Below are 22822 nucleotides of genomic sequence, written 5' to 3'. Positions count from 1 at the left end.
TGCTTTTTTCGTCAAAAAGGTGTAAAATGAATCATATGACACAAAATCTGCTTTCCGCATAAAATGTACTAATAATATGTGGAGGTGATCTTGTGTTGAATCTTATACTTCTTCTGGCTCTTGTGCTGGCGGTCGTTATTTGGTTTTGGGTGAAATGGTACAAGGTGCAAAATGTTGGCAAGCGTGGAGGATATTTGCTTATCCCATGCAAAAAGAATACACATGAGCTTGAACATATGGTAAAAAGCTGTTATTGGGAGGAGTTTTTTCAGCCTGAATATTATGGAAGAGAAATAATCCTCGTTCAGCTTGACAAAAGCGAGATAAATTATGTTTCAAAACGTTTGGAACAGGATTATAGCATCGTTCACTGTGTTGATATAACTGAACTTGCAGATTTTATCAAGCGCAGAGAGCTGAAATGCCATGAAAAATAGATCATTCGGAGAATAATATGGAAGATTTAAAGACCCTCAAGGGTGAGGTTGACAGCATAATATTTAAAAGTGAGGACACAGGCTTCTGTGTGCTTATGCTTAACTGTGACAATGACCTTATCACAGTTGTTGGCGAAATGGGTGACGTTGAGGAGGGCGAAGATCTCGTTGTAACAGGGGAGTTCACTTCACATCAGAAGTTCGGCGAGCAGTTCAAGGTGCATATCTTTGAGCGTTCTTTGCCTACTACCTCTGCAGCGATTCAGCGTTATCTTGCAAGCGGTGCTATATCAGGCGTAGGGCCTGTACTTGCAAAAAAGCTTGTGAACAAGTTCGGGGACGATACCCTTGACATAATAGAAAATACTCCCGACAGGCTCACGGAGATAGACGGGATAACAGTGAAAAAAGCGGAAAAAATATCTCAGGAGTTCAAAACCACTTTTGCCGCAAGGTCTCTTATGTCATATCTTAACAAATTCGAGATAGAAACTTCTTATGGCATAAAGGCGTGGAAGCGTTGGGGCAACACTGCCGAGCAGATCATAAAATCAAACCCTTATGTGCTTTGTATTCAGGGCGTCGATCTGTCATTTTCCCGTGCGGACGCAGTTGCGGCGAAGTCTGATATCCCTGCTGACAGCGAGTGCAGGATAAAGGCAGGTATTACATATATCCTAAGACAAAACGCTGACCAAGGTCATACCTGCCTGCCTTTAGACAGTCTTGTGAAAACAGCGGTGAGTTATCTTGATGTTGATGAAAAGCTTATAAAAAAAGTAATCGAGCATGAAACTGAGGAGGAAAACCTCTACTATTACGATAAGCATGGCAGACGTTTTGTTATGCTTGCAGATTTTTACAAAGCTGAGGACTACATAGCAAGGCGACTTGCCATAATGAGGCAGATCTCTTATGACAATAAGATAGACTTTTCCGAAGTGATTGATCTTGAAGAGGAAAATAATGGCATACAATATGAAAAAATACAGCGTGAAGCCATAAATCTTGCACTGTCAAAGGGTTTTCTTGTGCTGACGGGAGGACCGGGTACAGGAAAGACCACAACGCTCAACGCTATAATTTCTCTTTATCAGCAGCAAGGGCTTAACGTTATGATATGCGCACCAACAGGCCGAGCCGCCAAAAGGCTTTCTGACCTTACGGGATTTGACGCAAAAACTATCCACAGGCTTCTTGAAGTGAAGCATACAAGCGGTGACACACTTGCGTTTATACATGATGAAAACAATCTTCTCGATTGTGACGCTTTAATAATCGACGAGATGTCCATGGTGGATTCCTGCCTTTTTGAAGCCGTTTTGAGAGCCATAAGCGTTACCTGCAAGCTCGTTCTGGTAGGGGACAGCGATCAGCTTCCGTCAGTAGGTGCAGGAAATGTGTTAAAGGATATTATTGACAGCGGAGTAATGTCTGTTGTAACACTAAAAGAGATCTTCAGACAAGCACAGGAGTCTGAGATTGTTATGAACGCCCATAAGATAGTAAACGGCGAGCATATCGACCTGGCCAGCAAGGACAAGGATTTCTTTTTTATGCAACGGCTTGAATACGGAGAACTTCAGGATCTTGTGGTGGAGCTTTGCAAAACAAGGCTGCCAAAAGCCTACGATTACTCGCCCATAGATGACATTCAGGTGCTTTCGCCTACACGAAAAGGTCCTGCGGGCACTGTGGAGCTAAACAAGCGTCTACAGCAGGAGCTTAATCCTCCTGCCGCAGGAAAATCAGAGGTCAAGACCCCTGTTTATACTTTCAGAAAAGGTGACAAGGTCATGCAGACCAAGAATGATTATGAAATTCTTTGGAAAAAGTATATAACCGAGGACAAGACCGAAAGTGGCGCAGGCATTTTTAACGGCGATATAGGCATAATAATTGCAGTGAACAAGATACTTAAAACTGTGACTATTGATTTTGAGGGCAGAATAGCTGTCTATGACAAGCAAATGCTGGATAATCTGGAGCTTGCCTATGCCATAACAGTGCATAAAAGCCAAGGTTCTGAGTTTGATGTTGTCATTCTCACTGTATTCGGTGGATTTGACAAGCTTTATTACAGAAATCTGCTTTATACGGCTGTGACAAGAGCCAAAAGAATGCTTATAATAGTTGGCTCGAAAAAGCGTGTTGATTTTATGATAGATAATAATAAACGCACTTTGAGGTATACTGCGCTTAAAAATATGCTAATGGAGCTTGTAGAGGGTGATGACAGTGGTCAGCAGACGCTTGATATATAAATTTCTGCTTGATTTTGTTTATCCTAATCGTTGTCCTATATGTGGAAGTTTTATAAAATGGGACGAGCTTTTGTGCAAAAATTGTGAATGTAAGCTGCCTTTTCATAAAAAAATATTGTGCGAAAAGTGCGGCAAGGATAAGTGCCTGGATCATGATTCACTACATTTTGATAGCATTTATACTCTTATGAGATATGAGGATATCTGCGTGAAAGCAATACATCAGCTTAAAGACGACAGACAGCTTAATTTTGCGGAATATTCTGCGAAGCTTCTGGGTAATGTGCTCAGAGAAAATGGCGTTGCAGATCAAGCGGATATCATCACATCAGTGCCAATGCACAGATCAAAACGCCGTAAAAGGGGATACGATCAGGCACAAAAGCTTGCACACTTTGCGGCTATGGAGCTTGGCATAAAAGAGAACTATCGCCTGCTTGGACGGACAAGGGATACCGCAGAACAACATACTTTGACTGCCGCTCAACGAAAAACTCATGCGGAGGATATTTATTATTCTCTGGCGAAACACGCTGATATAAAAGGTAAAAATGTCCTGCTATTTGATGATGTTTACACAACAGGTGCAACTCTCAATGTCTGTAGCAGGCTGTTAAAAGAGATGGGTGCTAAAAAGGTGTTTTGTGCAGCTATCGCCACCACTTTGCTCGATGAAAAACACAAAGAATAAAACAGGCCGCCTTCGGTATAATAATATCGGGAGGCGGTCTTTATGATAACTGAGGAACAGTTTGCGGCGATAAAAAGACTTATCGTGTCTGAAAACTGCATGATAGACAGGTTTGAGCATTATGTGAGTGAGATAAAAGAGCCGCAGCTAAAGGAAGATATGCAAAAGCTTACAGCGGCTTTGAAAAATCAGCGTTCAGGGTTGCTCATAAGTCTGGAGGATAACAATGGTAACTGACGGAAATATAATAAAAGAAGCAAGATTTTTTGTCAAGGCGTATTCAAAGGAGTTTTGTCAGACCTACAGTGATCTATGCGGAAGTCCTTTTGCGGAGTGTATAAAAAGTGCGCTTGACGGTCAGCTTAGAATAGCAGAGAAACTTGAAAGTCTTGAAAAAACATACTGTGACAAAACCAAGCTACCAATTGCAGACAGTATTGATGTGAACAGATTTTTATATAAGAACAGGGAAGATATGAGGTAAAAAGTCCGCAGATGCTCGCCTGCGGACTTTTGTTATTTTGATATATGTACGTCAAGTTGGTCGAACGGTATTGAGATACCGTTTGCGTCAAAGCGTTCCTTTGCCTCTTTGAGAAATTTGTATCGTATCTCCCAGTAAGCATCGGTCGGTATCCATACACGCATGATAAGGATTATAGCGCTTGCGCCATGCTCACAGACAGCCACAAGCGGCTTGTCAGGCTCGTTTATTACCCTTGGCTCATCATCGAGCATTTCTCTAAGAATAGCCATTGCCTTGTTGTGGTCGTCATTGTAGCTGATAGAGAATTTCAGTTCAAGGCGACGTTTGTCGTCAGCAGTTATATTCGTAATAGTCGATTGTGAAACAACTCCGTTTGGTATAAATATCATCTTATTTTCGAGGGTCTTTAGGGTGGTGTAAAGTATAGAGATAGCGTCAACAGTTCCCTCTGAGTCGCCTATTTTTACATAATCACCGCATTTAAAAGGCTTTGAAAAAAGTATGATAAAGCCGCCTGCGACGTTTGAAAGACTGTTTTGAAGAGCAAGACCGATAGCAAGACCTGCTGCACCGATAGTTGCGACTATTGATGACATAGGTACTTGAAGTGCAGAAAGTGCCATTACTATTATTATAATAAGCAATACAGTGTGTACCACAGATGTGAGAAATTTATGTATAGTCACATCTGTTCGACGCATGCTCAAACCTTTGTGCATGACCTTCAAAACAAGCTTGTCAAGAAGTATTCCTAAAAGAAAAATAACAGCCGCTGCTATAAGATGTGGGGTAAATTCCTCAAGCCAATTCAAAAATTTCTCAGACAAAATATCATCTCCGTAACATTATTATGTAAAGATATTATAACATCTTAACATGATATTTGCAAGTGTGCCCAATATATAAGTTTTTTTGCGTATTTATGCACTTTTATCAGAAATCATAACAAAAATAGGTGTTGACTTGGAGATAATTTTGTGAAAAAAATGTGGGAAAAAGTCTTGCTATTTGTGTGGCTTTGGTGTATAATAATATTAAGTTTTATTATACTTACAGTAAGGAGAATTTTTATGATCAATTTTCTTAACACTGCAGCTCAGATGGTTGCGGCAAAGAGTACGATCAGTCCTGATCAAAAAGATCTGGGTGCTGGAACTGTTGCCTCTGTCGTTATCACGGGTATAGTTGTGGTATTTATCGGACTTGTTCTGCTTATTCTGCTTGTGTCGATATACGGCAAGATATTTGACGTTATCAACAGCAGAGCTGCAAGAAAGGCTGAAGAGGCAAAAAAAGCTGCTGAAGCTGCAAAGGCTGTTGCTAAGCCAGAGCCAATAAAGGCTGCTGCTCCTGTTGTAGAAGACGGCATTGAAGAAGAAACAGTTGCTGTTATCATGGCTGCAATTTCGGCTATGAGCAGTGCAGAGGGCAAGAAGCTCGTTCTTAAGAGCGTTAAAACTGCCAAGCCTCAAAGACCTGCATGGTCTACCGCAGGCATAATAGACAATACAAGACCATTTTAGCGCAGTTGACGTGAAAGGAACGTGATAATAGATGTCAATAATTAATTCATTTCTTGATACCATGGCGTCTTTGGCGTCACAGTCGGGTTTTGCGGGTTTCCTCGTAGACGGCGGCTGGAAAAATATCGTAATGATACTTATTTCATTCGTATTTATGTATCTGGCTATTGCAAAGGGCTTTGAGCCACTTCTGCTTTTGCCTATCTCATTCGGTATGCTGCTTACAAACCTGCCATACGCTGAGATGTATCATCCAGACTTCTGGAACTATAAAACGGTCGCAGGCAATGACCACTATATAGATTATGGTCAGATACTTCAAAAGGGTGGTCTGTTGGATATTCTTTACATGGGCGTTAAGCTTCAGATCTATCCACCACTCATATTCCTTGGAATCGGTGCTATGACAGACTTTGGTCCGCTGATCGCAAGCCCTAAGAGCTTTCTTATGGGTGCTGCTGCACAGGGCGGTATCTTCTTTACATTCATCGGTGCGGCTCTATTCGGAATGAGTGCAGCTGAGTGTGGTTCTATTGCTATTATCGGCGGTGCTGACGGTCCTACATCTATCTATGTATCTTCAAGACTTCTTACCTCAAACAGTAATATCGGCGTTGGTACTATTGCACTTGCAGCCTATACATACATGGCTCTTGTTCCTATTATCCAGCCGCCTATCATGAAGGCTCTTACAACAAAGAAAGAGCGTTCAGTAGTAATGGGTCAGCTAAGACCTGTTTCTAAGGTAGAAAAGCTTATTTTCCCTATCCTTGTAACTATCGTTATCTCACTCATGGTTCCTTCAGCAGCTCCACTGGTTGGTATGCTCATGTTTGGTAACCTTCTTAAAGAGAGTGGCGTCTGCGACAGACTTGTTAAGACTGCTCAGAACGAGCTTATGAACATCATCACTATCTTCCTTGGCGTAACAGTTGGTGCAACAACACAGGCAGATAAGATCATGAACATTCAGTTTGCAGAAGTTATGGCACTTGGCGTTGTAGCGTTCTCGCTTGGTACAGCCTGCGGCGTACTTCTTGGTAAGCTTATGTATGTTCTTTCTGGTCACAAGATCAATCCTCTTATCGGTTCAGCAGGTGTATCTGCCGTTCCAATGGCAGCTCGTATCTCTCAGAAGGTCGGTCAGCAGGAAGTTCCTACAAACTATCTGTTGATGCACGCTATGGGTCCTAATGTTGCCGGCGTTATCGGTTCAGCCGTTGCTGCTGGTGTTCTTCTTACAATTGTAAGATAAGATCAAAAATTTTTCGGGACGATGAAAAGCATCGTCCCGATTTTTGTGTATAGTTTAGGAGTGTTGATATGTCAGAAAGTAAATTTTTCGCAGTGATATCCCGTATGAAATATATAAATCGTTGGGCACTTATGAGAAACACGATCAATGAGAATATTAGCGAGCATTCCCTTGAAGTTGCTTTTATCGCACATGTGCTTGCACTTATCAGAAATAAGCGATTTGACGGTAATGTTTCTCCTGAGAGATGTGCGCTGCTTGCTATGTATCATGATGTCACCGAGATAATCACAGGTGACTTGCCTACGCCTATAAAATATTACAGCCATGAGATAAAGGGCGCATATGATGAGATCGAGCAGAAAGCCAAAAATACTCTGGTGTCTTATCTTCCTGATGATCTGAAAGAGGACTTTGAGCCGCTTTTCTGTAAAACTCCACAGGAAGAAGAAGCATGGACTCTTGTTAAAGCGGCTGATAAGCTTTCTGCACTTATAAAGTGCCTTGAAGAAAGGCAAATGGGAAATACTGATTTTGCATCAGCTGAAAAATCTACACTTGAATCTATTGTCGCAATGAATATTCCAGAAGCAAATGTTTTTCTTGATGAATTTATTCCAGCTTATACATTAACTCTTGACGAACAAGCTTGACAATGCCTCGGTGGTGTTGTATAATAGAAATTGAAATTATAGGACAATATTAAGTGGGAAAATATTGAATTAACGGAGGTTTTCAATTGGATATTATCGTTTCTGCGTCGCTGCTTGCCTGCGACTTTTCAAACCTTGCGTTCGAGATAAAGCGTGCTGAGGACGCTGGCGTTGATTGGATTCATTATGATGTCATGGACGGAATGTTTGTGAGAAATATAAGTTTTGGCGAACCGCTTTTGAAAAGTGTGGGCAAAAGCATAACTGTTCCAGTAGACGTGCATCTTATGATTTGCGATCCTATCAGATATATTGATAACTACGCAGATCTTGGAGCTGACCTTATAACTTTTCATTATGAGGCGGCTGATGATCCGCAAGCTGTTATTGACAAAATACATTCGAGGGGGATCAAGGCAGGAATCTCCATTAAGCCTGCAACACCTGTAAGTGCGATCCAGCCGTTTCTCAAATCTGTTGATATGGTACTCGTTATGACAGTAAACCCAGGTTTTGGCGGTCAAAAGTTTATTCCTGACACTCTTGAAAAAATAAGCGAAGTGAGATATCTAATTGACCAGACGGAAAGGGATATCAGACTTCAGGTTGACGGTGGCGTAAATCTCGAAACTGCTGGTTTGCTTAAAGAGTCGGGTGCAGACACTTTAGTAACGGGAACATATGCTTTTAAGGCAAAGGATATGCCAGAGGCTGTTAAGCTTCTAAGAGAAATAGTTTAGTTTTTCAAAAGGAGTACTGCTCAATAATGGGCTGTACTCCTTTATTTTGTTTATAATCACGTTGTCAGTAGCACAGGTTTTCAGTAAAGCTTTTTTCGCAACTGTTGAGCGTGCGTATCCTATGGTGAAGATCAGAGCATGACCGCTAGGAAGCTGATACAGACTGCTTTTTATAATCTTTTCGGAGTATTTTTTGTGTATTTCAGTAGCTTTTGATATTAGCTCGTTTGGATCGTAGCTGATTATGGCAAGTTCAGTGGTGTGATGATTGTCGTTTTTAGGTAGTATAAAATATATGTTTATTGTTTCTTCACTTGTCAAAGCAACATCAACTTCAATATTTCCTTCGTATATTTTTATAAGTCCTGTTTCTCTGAGTATAAACATGAGTTCAGATAAAAATTCTTCGCTTCTTGGGTTGCTTTTCTCAAAATCTTCAAAGGATATATTCATTATCCGCATATCCTTTTCGTTAAGAATAACTTTTATTTCATGCTCTGACAGCCTTTTTATCTCCAAAACAAACACCCCTTATGTATAATGTCAGTCTGTGCTGTATCATTATACTCATAAGGGGTGATTTCTGTGAAAATTTGTTTATGAAAGCTGGTCGGAAAGCTCAGCCCACTCGTCCATTTTCTGGTCAAGGGATGTTTTGGCTTCTTCAAGCTCTTTGCATTTCTCGCTCATTTTGCTGTAGTCAGAAGCTATCTCAGGGTCAGATATGTCATTTTCAAGTTCAAATATCAGAACTTCTGTGTCTTCGATCTCCTTTTCAAGTTCTCTTATGCGGTTGCGTTTTTGAGCGTCAGCGGCACGCTGTTCCTTACTGCGATATTGTCTTGCTTTGTTTTCTTTGTACGCTTTTTCCTCTTCAGCCCGCTTTATCTCTGCTTCGCTCTGCATCTTGAGCTGACGGGCAGCGTTCACCGCTTCGCTGTATGCGTCAAAGTTGCCGTCGTATGAGTTCACCTCGTCATGCTTTATCTCTATTATCCTGCTTGCTACCTTATTAAGTAGATATCTGTCATGAGATACAAGGATTATCGTTCCACCAAACTCTGCCAAAGCGTCCTCCAGCACTTCTTTTGTGCTTAGGTCAAGGTGGTTTGTAGGCTCGTCAAGCACAAGTACATTTCCACGATTGAGAGCCATTATGGCAAAGCAAAGCTTCGCCCTTTCGCCACCGCTGAGAACAGAAATAGGCTTGAACACATTCTCGCCTGTAAGCAGAACTGCACCTAGCACGCTTCTTGCCTGTTGTTCTGATAATCTTGGATAGCGATCCATTATTTCTTCAAGCACTGTCTTACGAGGATCAAGTATAGCGTGTTCCTGTTCAAAATAGGATATCTTCACGTTTCCGCCCCAGCTTATATTCCCACCCTCGTGTGGAATAATGCCTTGGATAAGTTTCAGTATGGAAGTTTTTCCGATACCGTTCGCACCGATTATAGCAACGTGCTCTCCACGACGAACGTTCATGGTAAGTGACTTTATAAGCTCCTTTTTGTCAGCACCCTCGCCAACGACCAGCGGACAGTCAACAACTCGCACAATATCCTTTGTTGGCTCAATATCATATTCAAGCTTTATCTTTGGAGGTTTTGTGTACATAAGCGGTTTGTCGATACGTTCGATACGGTCAAGCATATGCTGTCTTGACTTCGCCATTTTTGAGGTTGAAGCCCTGACGAGATTTTTCGCCACATAGTCCTCAAGCTTTGCTATCTCTTTTTGCTGTGCCTCATATTCTTTGAGCTGACGCTCTGAGTTCATTTTCTTTTGCACAAGATAGGAGGAATAGTCCCCTCGATATGATGTGAGCCTGCCTTGTTCTATTTCACATATTCTCGTACAGACCTTGTTTAGAAAATATCTGTCGTGGGAAACTATGATTATTGCACCCTTGTAGCCTTTGAGATAGTCCTCTAACCACATGAGCGTTTCAAAATCAAGGTGGTTGGTAGGCTCGTCAAGTATAAGCAGATTAGGCTCTTCAAGAAGAAGCTTAGCCAGTGCAAGACGTGTTTTTTCACCGCCTGAAAGGGTAGAGATTACTCTGTCTGTAGGTGTTGAGCCAAAGCCCATGCCGTTAAGCACCTGCTTTATTTTTACATCTATCCTATATCCGTCCCGAGCCTCAAAGTATGAAGAAAGCTCGGCATATTCGTGGCTTATGTCGTCAATATCTCCGCCATCTGCCATTTTCTTTTCAAGGACTTTCATTTTATCCAGTGTTTCAAGGAGTGGAGCGAAAGCGTTCTTCATTTCCTCACCTATGGTAAGTTCAGAATTAAGTCCGCTGTTCTGCCTTAAAAAACCAATTGAAGCCTTGCCTGCGATATTCACAGAGCCTAGTCCTTCGGGGGTCTTGTCATAGCCCTCACTGCCTGTAATGATATTAAGCAGGGTAGACTTTCCGCATCCGTTTATGCCGATAAGTCCAACGGCTTCTCTGTCTTCAACTGTGAAATTTATATCCTTGAGCAGTGCCTGCCCATTGAAATATTTGTAAAGATGTTCAACATTCAATAACATTGTATATTTCTCCTGTAACAATTATCAGAACTTATTATACACTATTTTCTTCTTGATTTCAACCTTTTTTATTTTATTGCCACACTTATGCCATGCTTAATAAAAAAATATGAAAAAAGTGCGTAAAACTATGTACTTTTTGATCGAGATGTGGTATAATGAAAACAAGTCTATAATTTTAGTCTTGATAGGCTGATTATTTTATCCGAAAGGACGGGTGATGTTAGGGTTGGAGCAGAAGCTTTCTTTGTATGGTTTTAATAATCTAACCAAGACCCTTAGCTTTAACATATATGATGTATGTTATGCCAAAACTGAAAGAGAACAAAAGGAATATATTGCTTATATTGACGAGCAGTATAATTCAGAAAGACTTACGAAAATTCTTTGCGATGTTACTGAGATGATAGGCGCAAGGATACTTAATATATCAAAACAGGATTATGAGCCGCAGGGTGCGTCTGTGAACGTGCTTATTGCTGAAAAAGCCCTCGATGAGGATAGTATCGACCCTTCGTGCAATCAAGGAAAAATAGGCGGCGATGTGCCTGAAATGATACACGCTCACCTTGACAAAAGTCATGTAACTGTTCACACATTTCCTGAGTATCACCCGGACAACTCTATTTCCACATTCAGAGTGGATATAGATGTTTCTACCTGCGGAACTATTTCTCCTCTGAACGCACTGAATTATCTTATCAGCAGCTTTGACTCTGATATCATCACTATTGACTACCGAGTAAGAGGCTTTACGCGAGATGTTTTGGGAAAGAAGTTTTTTATCGATCACAAGATAACTTCGATTCAGGATTATATAGATAAAAATACGCTGACTAAATATGACGCAATAGATGTCAATGTTTACCAGTCAAACATTTTCCATACCAAGCTTCTCATTAAGGATATCGACTTGCAGAATTATCTTTTCAAGCAGGACGTATATGAGCTTACGCCGAAGCAAAGGCTTGACATAACAGATAGTCTGCGCCGTGAGATGATCGAGATATACAGCGGCATGAACATATACTGATAAGGTAGTGATAGATTTGAACTTAACACAGAATAACGCACCTGTGTATGAGGCTTTAAAAAAACATATGAGGAACAGAGTGGTGCGTCTTGACGTACCTGGTCACAAGGGCGGAAGAATGAATAAGGAGCTTCGTGACTTTTTGGGCGTGGATTGTCTGAAGTGCGATGTGAACTCTATGAAGCCACTTGACAACCTTTGTCACCCTGTTTCTGTGATAAAAGATGCTGAAATGCTTGCCGCTGAGGCTTTTGGTGCAAAGCACGCTTTCTTTATAGTAAATGGTACAACTGCCGCAGTTCAGACGATGATATTTACAAGCTGTAAGGCAGGAGATAAAATAATAATGCCGAGAAACGTTCACAGAAGTGCTATCAATGCACTTGTTGTGTGCGGTGCTATACCTGTTTATGTAAACCCAGGCACAAACAAACAGCTTGGAATACCTCTTGGAATGTCCGTTAAGGACGTTGAAAAAGCTATCAAGGAAAATCCTGATGCAAAGGCTGTTTTGGTGAATAACCCGACTTATTACGGAATTTGCTCTGATATAAAAAGCATCGTCAAGCTTGCCCATGAGCATGGTATGTTGGTGCTTGCGGACGAAGCACACGGCACTCACCTTTATTTCGGCGAGGGTCTGCCTTGCTCTGCAATGGCGGCAGGAGCGGATATGGCGGCAGTATCAATACACAAAACAGGAGGAAGCCTAACGCAGTCATCGCTCCTTCTTTGTGCAGACACTGTTTCAGAGGGTTATGTAAGACAGATAATTAACCTCACTCAGACCACAAGCGGCTCTTATCTGCTTATGGTATCCCTTGACCTTGCAAGAAAAAATCTTGCGCTCAACGGCAAGGAGCTTTTTAAAAAGGCAGTTGACTATGCCGATTATGCAAGGGAAGAGATAAATAAGATAGGCGGCTATTACGCTTTCGGTCGGGAGCTTGAAAACGGTGACGATATTTTCGCATTTGACAGCACAAAGCTTTCCGTTCACACAAGAGCCATGGGATTGGCAGGCGTTGAGGTCTATGACATTCTCCGCGACGATTACGACATTCAGATAGAGTTCGGTGATATCGGAAATATACTTGCTATAGTTTCCGCAGGAGACAGAGAGCTTGAGATAGAGCGTTTTATATCCGCACTTTCCGAAATTAAAAGGCTTTATTCAAAAGACCCGTCAGGAATGTTTGACCACGAATATATCAATCCTATCGTTGAGATACCGCCGCAGCAAGCTTTCTACAGCGAGAAAAAATCAGTGCCTATCGAAGAAAGCAACGGTATGATATGCGGAGAATTCGTTATGTGCTATCCGCCGGGAATACCTATCCTTGCCCCTGGTGAGAAGATAACTTCCGACATACTTAATTATATCGCATACTGTAAAGAAAAGGGCTGTTTCCTTACAGGTACGGAGGATCTTGAGATAAACAACATAAACGTAGTGGTAAATTCATAGAGAGGAGATACATTTTATGGATCTTTGGTTTACTGAAAAACATACGGACGATGTTAATTTCACCATTCGTGTAAAAAAACAGCTTTATTCTAAAAAAAGCTATTATCAGGAAATAGACGTTTTTGACACATATGAGTTCGGCAGGGTATTGGTGCTTGACGGCTTTATAATGCTTACCGAAAAGGACGAGTTCATTTATCATGAAATGGTAACGGCAGTGCCTATGGCGGTCAATCCTGAGATAAAAAAGGTGCTTGTTATTGGTGCAGGCGACGGTGGAACTATCCGTGAGCTTTGCAGATATAACACTATTGAAAAGATAGATATGGTGGAGATAGATGAGCAGGTAGTAAATGTGTGCAAGGAGTATCTTCCACAGACAGCCTGTGCATTTGACGACCCTAGACTTACCCTCTATATTGAAGACGGTCTGAAATTCGTTCGCCGCAAGGAAAATGAATATGACCTTATTATAGTTGATTCAACCGACCCGTTTGGACCGGGAGAGGGACTTTTTACAAAAGAATTTTACGGCAACTGCTCAAAGGCGCTCACCGACTGCGGAATACTTATAAACCAACATGAAAGCACTTATTATGATTCCTATGTTGATATGGTAAAGCGCACACACAGAAGAATAGGCAGTGCGTTCCCAGTTTCAATGGTCTATCAGACACATATACCTACCTATCCGTCGGGTCATTGGCTTTTCGGCTTTGCTTCGAAAAATCTTCACCCTATATATGACCTTAAGGCTGATGAGTGGAAAAAATTCGGAATAAAGACAAGATATTATAACACAGAACTTCACAAGGGCTGTTTCGCACTGCCGAATTACGTCCTTGATGTACTTGAGGACTGTGACTAAAGGAGAGAAGTATGGAAAAGAATGTTCATACCTTTATAGGCTGTGACTGTGAATATGATGACGCAAAGATAGTCCTTTTCGGCGCACCATATGACAGCACAACTTCGTTCAGACCGGGTACAAGATTTGCAAGCTCTGCAATGCGCAATGAGAGCTTCGGCATTGAGACTTATTCACCGTATCAGGATAAGGACCTTCTTGACGTAAACGTCTTTGACAGTGGCGACCTTGAACTGCCATTTGGCAATCCTGAGGGCGCACTGAGGGATATCCAAAGCCGTACATCAGAAATACTTGATGACGGCAAAGTGCCTTGCATGATAGGTGGCGAACACCTTGTCACTCTCGGTGCGGTTAGAGCTGTGGCAGAGAAATATCCAGATCTGCATATCGTTCACTTTGACGCTCATGCCGATCTGAGGGATGATTACCTTGGCGTGAAAGAATCTCATGCCTGCGTGCTCCACAGATGTTGGGATATTGTGGGCGACGGAAAGATATATCAGTTCGGTATAAGAAGCGGTGACAGGGACGAGTTCAAGTTTGCGAAAGAGCATACTTTTATGGAAAAGTTCGGCTTCTTCAGACTTGACAGCATAGTAAAAAAACTTCAGGGAAAGCCTGTTTACTTTACACTTGACCTTGATGTGCTTGATCCTTCAGAGTTTCCCGGCACTGGTACTCCAGAGGCAGGCGGAGTTACTTTCAAGGAGCTTATGTTCGCAGTGGAGGAAGTTGCAAAGCTCAATATCGTAGGCTTTGATGTGAACGAGCTTTCACCTGTGTACGATCAGACAGGACGCTCAACAGCACTTGCCTGCAAGTTGCTAAGAGAGATACTTTTGTATTTTTATAAATAAAAGGGGAAAACATGGGGTTATTTGATATTTTTAAGAAAAAGAATACTGACGCCAATGTGCAAAATGAATCAGCGGAGGAAACTTTAGACCACGAAACAGAACTTAAAGTTGCCGAGCAGGCACTTAAAGCTGTTGAGAAAAAGACGTTAACACCTTGCGTGAGGCTAGAACTTGTGGATAATAGACCCTCTATTTTTGAGAGCAAGGTTGGCGGAATGGGCTATGTTCCACATGACGGCACTATCCCAGAGGACAAAAAAGGCAGACAGTTAAGGCTGCTGGCTCAGATAGTTTGTTCGCAGGTGGTTGGTATCGAAGATTTTCCTAAAAGTGGACTTTTGCAGTTTTGGATATTAAATGATGATGTTTACGGAATGTCTTTTGATGATATTACTTGTCAAGACACGTTCAGAATAGTTTATCACAAGGATATTGACAAGACCGTTACTGAGGGAGAAGTCAAAGCTAAGTTCAAGGAAAACGGACTTGACGGAGAGTACAGTATGCCGGTAAATGGCGAGTTTGGCTTGAAATTCACTTCAAGTGCTGATGTTATGAGCGAATCTGACGTAAGGTTTGAGAAGATGTTTTGTGAGTACTATAATGCTGCTCAATCGAAAAAGAAAATAAATTCTCTTATGGACATGGATATCGCTCCTGCTGACGAGATAGAGGCTTATGAGCAGAACTATCAGAACGCTTATGGTCATAAGATAGGCGGCTATCCTGCTTTTACGCAGTGGGACCCTCGTAAGGAAGATACCAAGTATGACTTTTTGCTTTTGCAGCTTGACAGCGAATTCGGCAATGGCGATGAGAAGATAATGTGGGGAGATGCAGGTATCTGCGGATTTTTCATAAACAGACAAAAGCTTAAAAATCTCGATTTTGATGATGTTATCTATAATTGGGATTGCTGTTGATAATAAATTTAGAAAGGAATGATCTAATATGTCAAGAGCATTGATAATCGGTGCAGGCGGAGTTGCAGGTGTAGTTATACACAAGTGCTGTCAGAACAGCGAGGTATTTACTGATATCTGTATCGCCAGCAGAACAAAGTCAAAGTGCGATAAATTCAAGGAGGAACTTCAGGATAAGACAAAGACAAATATCACAACTGCACAGGTGAACGCAGACAACGTGCCTGAGCTTGTGGCTCTTATGAAAGAATATAAGCCTGATATTTGTATCAACGTGGCTTTGCCTTATCAGGATCTTCACATCATGGACGCTTGTCTTGAGTGTAAAGTAGATTATGTTGACACAGCGAACTATGAGCCTGAGGACACTGCAAAGTTTGAATATAAGTGGCAGTGGGCTTACAGAGAGAGATTTGAAAAGGCTGGTATCACAGCACTTCTCGGATCTGGCTTTGACCCGGGTGTAACAGGCGTTTTCTGTGCATATGCTCAGAAGCATTATTTTGATGAAATAAACTATATAGATATCCTCGACTGCAATGGAGGCGATCATGGCTATCCATTCGCAACGAACTTCAATCCTGAGATAAACATAAGAGAAGTTTCCGCAAAGGGTTCTTATATTCAGGACGGCAAGTGGGTAGAAACTGAGCCAATGGAGATAAAGAGAGTTTATAACTTCGATCAGGTTGGCGAAAAGGATATGTATCTTCTTCACCACGAGGAGCTTGAATCACTGGCTCTCAACATCAAGGGTATCAAGAGGATTCGTTTCTTTATGACATTTGGTCAAAGCTATCTTACACATCTTAAGTGCCTTGAGGACGTGGGCATGACATCTATCGAGCCTATCGACTTTGAGGGCAAGAAGATAGTACCGCTACAGTTTCTTAAAGCAGTTCTTCCTGATCCAGCTTCACTCGGTCCAAGAACAAAGGGTAAGACAAATATCGGTTGTATCTTCCAGGGCAAAAAGGACGGCAATGACAAGACATATTACGTTTACAATGTATGCGATCATCAGGAGTGCTATAAGGAAGTCGGTTCACAGGCTATCTCCTACACAACAGGCGTGCCTGCAATGATAGGCGCAATGATGATACTCACAGGTAAGTGGAAAAAGCCGGGTGTACACAATATAGAGGAGTTTGATCCGGATCCATTCATGGACGCACTTAATAAGTGGGGTCTGCCTTGGACAGAGAACTTTGATCCTGTTCTTGTTGACTAATAGGATAACAAAAAATGATGATCGAAGAAGCATTTGCAAGATACCTCGGACAAGAGGTGCTTGTGTATACAGTTTCGCAGGGAGGCTCTCTTTCATCAGTTATAGACTGCACACTTCAAGAGATAGGCGATGGCTGGGTGAGAGTTACTCAGGGTGATGACAGAAACGAAAGTATCGTGAATACAGCCAATATCATCAGGATAAGAGAGTATCCACGAAACAAAAACGGCAAAAAGAAAATGGTTTTTGATTAAAGGTGACGAAAAGTGAAAACCAAAACAAAAAAAATGATAGCACCAGTTGTGATAGTTGCTTTGATATCTATTTATTATATAGCTATTGGCGTTATTTTTGCATATATGAATGGTGTTCCTATGCTTGCAAAGATAATTGCTCTGGTAGTTCCTGCCTTGCTGTCAGGCGTTGCGATAACGGTGCTTATTCAGCGTATAAAAGAAATAAAGAAGGGCGAAGATGATGATCTTAGTAAATACTGATTATATTTCCGGCAAAAAGCTTGAAATGCTTGGGCTTGTCAAAGGCTCAACTATCCAGACCAAAAATGTTGGAAAGGATATCATGCAGAGCTTTAAAAATCTTGTTGGCGGAGAACTTACAGCCTATAATGAGATGATGAATGATGCAAGAGCTCTTGCCACGAAGAGAATGGTGGTTGAAGCTGAACAAATGGGTGCTGATGCAGTAGTTAATATAAGATATGCTTCATCTGCTATTGCGGCAGGCGCGGCTGAGGTCATTGCATACGGAACAGCAGTAAAATTTATGGGGGACGAGTAAATGATATTGATGATAGACGATGTTAAAATGGTAAATGCTGATATGTTTTACCCATATGTCAGCAAGGCGCTTGCTCATGATATGGATTCTATAGCTAACGGCGACAAGCTTTATGAGAAGCTCTGTGAAGTCGAAGAACCGCTTGAAGTAATGATACATGACTTTGACGATATTCCTGAGGAGAGTCTTGAGTTTGCCAAGGGTGTTCTTAGTGTTTTTATGGACGCAAGAATGAAAAACAAAAATATTACAGTAAACTTTATCAACGATGGTTCATATAGATGAGCCGTGGAGGAAAAGAATGTTTGATATTTCTAAGGTGAAAACCCCTTGTTATGTTGTTGACGAAGCAAAGCTTCTAAAAAATCTGACTATCTTGGATAATGTCATGGAGAAAACGGGTTGTAAAATACTTTTGGCACAGAAAGCTTTTTCCATGTATAGCACATATCCTATGATATCACAGCACTTGAAAGGCACTACCGCAAGCGGTCTTTATGAGGCAAAGCTTGGCAGGGAAGAGTTTGACGGAGAAGTTCATGTTTATTCTCCTGCATACACAGAAAAGGACATGAATGAGCTTGTTCAGATATGCGACCATATCGTGTTCAATTCACCAAAACAGTGGCAGAAATTCAAGGGCATTGTTGAAAAAAGCGACAGGAAGATATCCTGTGGAATAAGGTGCAATCCTGAGTATTCGGAGATCGAAACGGATATCTACAATCCATGCTTCAAAAATTCAAGGCTCGGAACAACTTTAGATAATTTTGATGACAGTCTTATTGATGGCATAGATGGTCTGCATTTTCATACTATGTGTGAGCAAGGCTCTGATGTGCTAAAAAGAACGATACCACATATTGAGGAGAAGTTCGGCAAGTATCTTTACAATATGAAATGGATAAATCTTGGTGGTGGACATCACATAACCCGTGATGACTATGACCTAGATACCCTTATCGAGTGTGTGAATTATCTTCATGACAAATATGGTGTTCAGGTCTATCTCGAACCGGGCGAGGCTGTTGCACTTAATGCAGGATTTCTTGTTTCAGAGGTGATAGACACGGCTAAAAACGGCATGGATCTTGCTATCCTTGACGCATCAGCAGCCTGTCATATGCCTGACGTTCTGGAAATGCCTTACCGACCGAATATCATCGGTTCAGGGCAGGCAGACGAAAAGGCTTACACATATCGCCTTGGCGGTCCGACCTGTCTTGCAGGAGATATAATCGGGGATTATTCCTTTGATAAGCCGCTTAAAGAGGGTGACAGGCTTGTTTTCTGTGATATGGCTATATATTCCATGTGTAAAAACAACACTTTCAACGGAATGCCTTTGCCGTCAATATATCTTCAAAAGCTTGACGGCGAATTGGAGCTTATAAAAGAGTTCGGCTATGATGATTTTAAAATGAGATTATAAGAAAAAGCGGTCTGATTTTTGGTCAGATCGCTTTGTTTATGTTTTATTTATGTAAGGCAGTGTTTTTCGATTTCTTTCATAACGCTGTTGTCATTGTTTGAGCCTGTCATGAAATTTGCTACCTTTTTAATAGACTCGTGTGCATTTGACATTGCAAAGCTGTAGTAAGAATTGTTGAGCATATCAACATCGTTAAGATAATCACCGAAAGCCATGGTTTCTTCATATCGTACTCCAATGCGGTTTTCTATGGTTCGCAGTGCAGTGCCTTTTGTTACGCCCTTATTCATTATATCCGTCCAGTATTTACCTGAAAGCTGCACGTTGAAATTTTCGCCGAAGCGTTCTTCAAGCTTGCTGTAGCCGTCATTTTCAATGCCGCTTTCTTCAAAAACGGCTATCTTGAAAACATCATCGTCAACAAGGGTGAGATCCTCCATCTTTACTTGATTTACATAGTATGAAGCTATTTCTTGGTGCTGGCTATCATTTCTTGAGTTATGCCATGTGCCATTTTTTCCGCAAAGAAGAACTGTAAGTCCTAATTTCTCGCAAAATCTAACAGCTTCTTTAACGGTATCCTTTGGCAACACTGAAACCGAAAGAAGTTTTCCTTTATCAACAACATATGCACCATTGTCGCAAATAAATGTCATGTCGTCAAGATATTCAGAAAACTGTTTTTTTAGCGTGCAGTAGCTTCTGCCACTTGAAATAACAAATCTGATATTTTTATTAAACAGCCGTTTTACTATGTTGTCAAAATTTTTGGGAAGCTGCTTGTTATCGTCAAGCAAAGTGCCGTCCATGTCAGTTGCAATAAGTTTTATCATTGTTTTCCTCCGTGATCATTGTTATGCTCAGACATTCATATTATAATGTATTTCTATACTATTTTCAATTATTTTTGATTTTTGACAAAAAACTTTGTCGATTTTAATATATTTATTCCATATAAACAAAAGCACATTGAGATTATTGTACAGTTAAATTATTTGAACATACATAAAATGTAAATTGTTTTACGTGATTATTACAAAAGTGAAAAATAGCTGAAATTTCAGCTTAATTTGTTGACATTAAGGTTCAATGGGAGTAAAATATACTTTGTTCAAGGAATATTGCCTTTAAATTAGTTGGCTAGTTTGAGGAAAGTTTTGTGTATTTCACTGAAAAGGTTTTAATATGCTTGACTTTTATCAGAAAAAATTATACAATATTCTTTGCGACTGAATAAAGTAAATTGAAAAGGAGATATAAATGAATAAGGTCATAACAAAGATCCGCAGCGGAATAGGCGGATATCTGAAAGATAACATCTTGTTTCTAACATTTGTATTTGCATCTGTTCTGAATGGATTTCTTCTTAGAGCATTTACTGTTAAGTTTAATTACAGCCAGATAAAACCGCTCATGGCTGATATGGCAGTTATACTGTTGCTTGCTCTAATTTCATATGTGTTTAAAAAGCCAAGAAAGCAATTTGTATATTTGCTTGTACTCACCATAATTTTTTCTATTCTTTGTACGGCAAATTCTATATACTATACAAATTATAAGTCGTTTATCTCAGTGTCGCTTATTTCAACGGCTTCACAGCTCGGCGGAGTAATGGACGCTGTTACTGAGAACATCATGGAACCAAAGGATCTTATTTTCCTGTGGGATATCCCTGCGATCATAGTTGTGTACATACTTCTTAAAAGACGTACAAGAGATTATATCACCGAGGTCAAGGAAAAGAGAAAGCGCCGTGGATATGCTCTTGGAACATTTTGTGTTTCTATAGGTCTTGCAGGAATTTTCTGTTCAACACTTACCGGCACTGATTATTCAAGACTCGCTAAGCAGTGGAACAGAGAATATGTTCTTGGCACTTTTGGTCTTTACACATATCAGTTCAGCGATGTTATTTCCTGCACTCATGCGAAAATAAATATGATGTTTGGCTATGAGGAGAGCGAGGAGGTTTTCAATAAGTTTTATGATGATAAGTCGAAAACTGAGGAAACTTCAGAAAAGAGTAACAAGTACACAAATATTTTCAAGGGTAAGAACGTTATAGTTATCCACGCTGAAAGTTTTCAGCAATTTTGTATGGATACATATATAAACGGAGAAGAGCTTACACCTAATATGAACAAGCTTGCGAGAGAGGGTCTTTATTTCTCAAATTTCTACGCTCAAGAGAGCGTGGGAACAAGCTCAGATAGCGAGTTTACCTTTGCTTCTTCACTTATGCCAGCTTCAAGCGGTACAGTTGCTATCAACTATTGGGACAGAGATTACACAACTACCCAGAAAATGCTTAAGAAGAAGGGCTATTATACTTTCAGTATGCACGGCAACAACGGCTCTTACTGGAACAGACTTAATCTACATCATTCCCTTGGTTATGATGATTTCTTTAACTATAACAAAGATTTTAACATTGATGAAACTATTGGTCTTGGTCTGTCAGACAAATCGTTCTTCAGACAGGCAGTTCCAAAGATCGATAAGATAAACAAGGAGCATGATAAGTGGTATGGTGCGTTCCTTATGCTCACAAACCATACGCCGTTTACTGACATTGAGCGTGTGAGCGACTATGAGGTAGATTTCAAGTATAAGATGTACAACGAAGAGGACGGGATGTATGAGGAAAAATCTGCACCGTTCCTTGAGGGCACAAAGCTTGGATCTTATTTTAAGTCTGTTCACTATGCAGATCAGGCTATCGGTCAGTTCATGACAGAACTTGACAATGCAGGACTTCTTGATAACACTGTAGTTGTTATTTATGGTGACCATGACGCAAAAATAAAGGCAGAGGAGTATGACCGATATTTCAACTATAATCCATTTACTGATTCTGTGCTTACAGAAGATGATGAGGGCTATGTTCCTGTTGACGATTTCTACTACAATCTTAACAGAAAAGTGCCTTTTATAATCTGGTCAAAGGACGGCGGATATAAGCCTACAGAGGTCAAGCAGATAATGGGTATGTATGACGTTCAGCCAACACTTGGAAATATGTTTGGCTTCTCAAATGTCTATGCACTCGGTCATGATATCTTTTCTGTTGCTGATAACGAGGAAAATGTTGTTATCTTCCCAAACGGCAATTTTGTAACAGATACTGTTTACTATGATAGCCAGAAAAACACATATTTTGATCTTACGGATTACAAAAATGTGGCAACGGCGGTGTCATGCAATCAAGTATATAAAGATGATCCTAACCCAGTGTATATGGACAACGATCAGGGTCTGTTCAAGACCACTGTGAATGAAACGTACTGTCAGGATTCTTGTAATGCACGAATAAACGATGGTGTTGTGGACGAGGATTATATCAGTAACTATTCAAATTATGCCGAGGAGCGAATTAACATCTCCAATGCTATAATCTACTATGATATGATATATAAGACCGACCACGGTTTCAGCAACAACAATATGAACAGTGACAATTCATCGTCAGGTGCTAATTCTGTTTTTGCACCGCCTGAGAATAAGAGAACATTTGGCAGACACGCTGCATAATAAAAATCGGAGCAGAGTATGACACTCGGCTCCGATTTTTTTGTATCTTAAAAAGCATAAAAAAAAGACTAGCGAAGCTAGTCGATT

25 protein-coding genes are annotated in these 22822 nt (G+C 40.8%); 21 read left to right on the top strand and 4 right to left on the bottom strand.

Going from position 1 to position 22822, the window contains the following annotated elements; translation table 11 throughout:
- Positions 1-92: 92 nt before the first annotated feature.
- From DW938_RS06655 to DW938_RS06635, 5 genes are all read left to right on the top strand, one after another.
- On the top strand, positions 93-437 hold the full coding sequence (locus DW938_RS06655) for a hypothetical protein (RefSeq protein ID WP_118124274.1): 345 nt from the start codon (positions 93-95) through the stop codon (positions 435-437).
- A 17-nt stretch (positions 438-454) separates the two neighbouring features.
- Positions 455-2701, top strand: a complete 2247-nt coding sequence (locus tag DW938_RS06650) for an ATP-dependent RecD-like DNA helicase (protein ID WP_118124273.1) — start codon at positions 455-457, stop codon at positions 2699-2701.
- A 208-nt stretch (positions 2702-2909) separates the two neighbouring features.
- Positions 2910-3392 carry a phosphoribosyltransferase family protein gene (locus DW938_RS06645; protein ID WP_181984383.1) on the top strand — a complete coding sequence of 161 codons (483 nt, stop codon included), beginning with the start codon at positions 2910-2912 and terminating at the stop codon, positions 3390-3392.
- Positions 3393-3434: 42 nt separating this feature from the next.
- Positions 3435-3629, top strand: a complete 195-nt coding sequence (locus DW938_RS06640; RefSeq protein WP_118124271.1) for a hypothetical protein — start codon at positions 3435-3437, stop codon at positions 3627-3629.
- Positions 3619-3876, top strand: a complete 258-nt coding sequence (locus DW938_RS06635; protein WP_022286750.1) for a hypothetical protein — start codon at positions 3619-3621, stop codon at positions 3874-3876. The genes DW938_RS06640 and DW938_RS06635 overlap by 11 nt, the downstream gene beginning before the upstream one ends.
- A gap of 32 nt (positions 3877-3908) precedes the next feature.
- On the opposite strand, the gene DW938_RS06630 is transcribed toward DW938_RS06635, so the two are convergent.
- Entirely contained in the window at positions 3909-4706 is a 798-nt protein-coding gene (locus tag DW938_RS06630; protein ID WP_117905202.1) for a mechanosensitive ion channel family protein, read from the bottom strand.
- Between the two features lie 243 nt (positions 4707-4949).
- Here DW938_RS06630 and DW938_RS06625 point away from each other — a divergent pair, with 243 nt between their 5' ends.
- The 4 genes from DW938_RS06625 to rpe all read left to right on the top strand — a co-directional run bounded on the left by DW938_RS06625 (position 4950) and on the right by rpe (position 8050).
- Positions 4950-5402 (top strand): OadG family transporter subunit, encoded by a 453-nt coding sequence (locus DW938_RS06625; protein ID WP_117856387.1) that lies wholly within the window; start codon positions 4950-4952, stop codon positions 5400-5402.
- Positions 5403-5433: 31 nt separating this feature from the next.
- A complete protein-coding gene (locus DW938_RS06620) occupies positions 5434-6657 on the top strand; it encodes a sodium ion-translocating decarboxylase subunit beta (protein WP_117876119.1) in 1224 nt (407 codons plus the stop codon).
- A 68-nt stretch (positions 6658-6725) separates the two neighbouring features.
- Positions 6726-7310: a 5'-deoxynucleotidase gene (gene yfbR, locus DW938_RS06615; RefSeq protein WP_118124270.1), complete on the top strand. Its 585-nt coding sequence runs from the start codon at positions 6726-6728 to the stop codon at positions 7308-7310.
- Positions 7311-7396: 86 nt separating this feature from the next.
- Positions 7397-8050: a ribulose-phosphate 3-epimerase gene (rpe, locus tag DW938_RS06610; RefSeq protein WP_118124269.1), complete on the top strand. Its 654-nt coding sequence runs from the start codon at positions 7397-7399 to the stop codon at positions 8048-8050.
- Here the strand turns inward: rpe and DW938_RS06605 are convergent.
- A complete protein-coding gene (locus DW938_RS06605; RefSeq protein ID WP_181984382.1) occupies positions 8033-8569 on the bottom strand; it encodes an adaptor protein MecA in 537 nt (178 codons plus the stop codon). The genes rpe and DW938_RS06605 overlap by 18 nt on opposite strands.
- A gap of 78 nt (positions 8570-8647) precedes the next feature.
- Positions 8648-10591 carry a ribosomal protection-like ABC-F family protein gene (gene abc-f, locus DW938_RS06600; protein WP_118124267.1) on the bottom strand — a complete coding sequence of 648 codons (1944 nt, stop codon included), beginning with the start codon at positions 10589-10591 and terminating at the stop codon, positions 8648-8650.
- A gap of 217 nt (positions 10592-10808) precedes the next feature.
- On the opposite strand from abc-f, the gene speD reads away from it, so the two are divergent.
- From speD to nspC, 11 genes are read left to right on the top strand one after another with little or no spacing between them, the layout of a single operon-like run.
- Complete coding sequence (speD, locus tag DW938_RS06595; RefSeq protein ID WP_171028812.1) at positions 10809-11624, top strand: adenosylmethionine decarboxylase; 816 nt, start codon at positions 10809-10811, stop codon at positions 11622-11624.
- A gap of 16 nt (positions 11625-11640) precedes the next feature.
- Entirely contained in the window at positions 11641-13092 is a 1452-nt protein-coding gene (locus DW938_RS06590; protein WP_038671728.1) for an aminotransferase class I/II-fold pyridoxal phosphate-dependent enzyme, read from the top strand.
- 16 nt (positions 13093-13108) lie between these two features.
- Complete coding sequence (gene speE / locus DW938_RS06585; RefSeq protein WP_117905208.1) at positions 13109-13960, top strand: polyamine aminopropyltransferase; 852 nt, start codon at positions 13109-13111, stop codon at positions 13958-13960.
- Positions 13961-13971: 11 nt separating this feature from the next.
- A complete protein-coding gene (speB, locus tag DW938_RS06580) occupies positions 13972-14820 on the top strand; it encodes an agmatinase (RefSeq protein WP_117856392.1) in 849 nt (282 codons plus the stop codon).
- 11 nt (positions 14821-14831) lie between these two features.
- Positions 14832-15743 carry a YwqG family protein gene (locus tag DW938_RS06575; protein ID WP_118124266.1) on the top strand — a complete coding sequence of 304 codons (912 nt, stop codon included), beginning with the start codon at positions 14832-14834 and terminating at the stop codon, positions 15741-15743.
- Positions 15744-15771: 28 nt separating this feature from the next.
- Positions 15772-16974 carry a saccharopine dehydrogenase family protein gene (locus tag DW938_RS06570; RefSeq protein WP_117957932.1) on the top strand — a complete coding sequence of 401 codons (1203 nt, stop codon included), beginning with the start codon at positions 15772-15774 and terminating at the stop codon, positions 16972-16974.
- Between the two features lie 14 nt (positions 16975-16988).
- The gene (locus DW938_RS06565; RefSeq protein ID WP_117923462.1) at positions 16989-17228 is read left to right on the top strand and encodes a hypothetical protein; all 240 of its coding nucleotides are present in this window, start codon (positions 16989-16991) and stop codon (positions 17226-17228) included.
- A gap of 12 nt (positions 17229-17240) precedes the next feature.
- Positions 17241-17471: a hypothetical protein gene (locus DW938_RS06560; protein WP_022288395.1), complete on the top strand. Its 231-nt coding sequence runs from the start codon at positions 17241-17243 to the stop codon at positions 17469-17471.
- Positions 17452-17772 carry a YbjQ family protein gene (locus DW938_RS06555; RefSeq protein WP_022288396.1) on the top strand — a complete coding sequence of 107 codons (321 nt, stop codon included), beginning with the start codon at positions 17452-17454 and terminating at the stop codon, positions 17770-17772. Before DW938_RS06560 ends, DW938_RS06555 begins: the two co-directional genes overlap by 20 nt.
- On the top strand, positions 17773-18057 hold the full coding sequence (locus DW938_RS06550; RefSeq protein WP_038671736.1) for a hypothetical protein: 285 nt from the start codon (positions 17773-17775) through the stop codon (positions 18055-18057).
- Positions 18058-18073: 16 nt separating this feature from the next.
- A complete protein-coding gene (gene nspC / locus DW938_RS06545) occupies positions 18074-19204 on the top strand; it encodes a carboxynorspermidine decarboxylase (RefSeq protein ID WP_118124265.1) in 1131 nt (376 codons plus the stop codon).
- Positions 19205-19251: 47 nt separating this feature from the next.
- On the opposite strand, the gene DW938_RS06540 is transcribed toward nspC, so the two are convergent.
- A complete protein-coding gene (locus tag DW938_RS06540) occupies positions 19252-20037 on the bottom strand; it encodes an HAD family hydrolase (RefSeq protein ID WP_117923460.1) in 786 nt (261 codons plus the stop codon).
- Between the two features lie 427 nt (positions 20038-20464).
- Between DW938_RS06540 and DW938_RS06535 the strand changes: the two genes are divergently transcribed.
- Positions 20465-22735: an LTA synthase family protein gene (locus DW938_RS06535; protein WP_118124264.1), complete on the top strand. Its 2271-nt coding sequence runs from the start codon at positions 20465-20467 to the stop codon at positions 22733-22735.
- The last annotated feature ends 87 nt before the right edge of the window (positions 22736-22822 follow it).

The sequence above is a fragment of the Ruminococcus sp. AM43-6 genome, from assembly GCF_003461785.1.
Lineage (GTDB): Bacteria > Bacillota > Clostridia > Oscillospirales > Ruminococcaceae > Hominimerdicola > Hominimerdicola aceti.
Note: the sequence above shows the minus strand (reverse complement) of the source record. Positions and strands in the feature narration are given on the sequence as shown.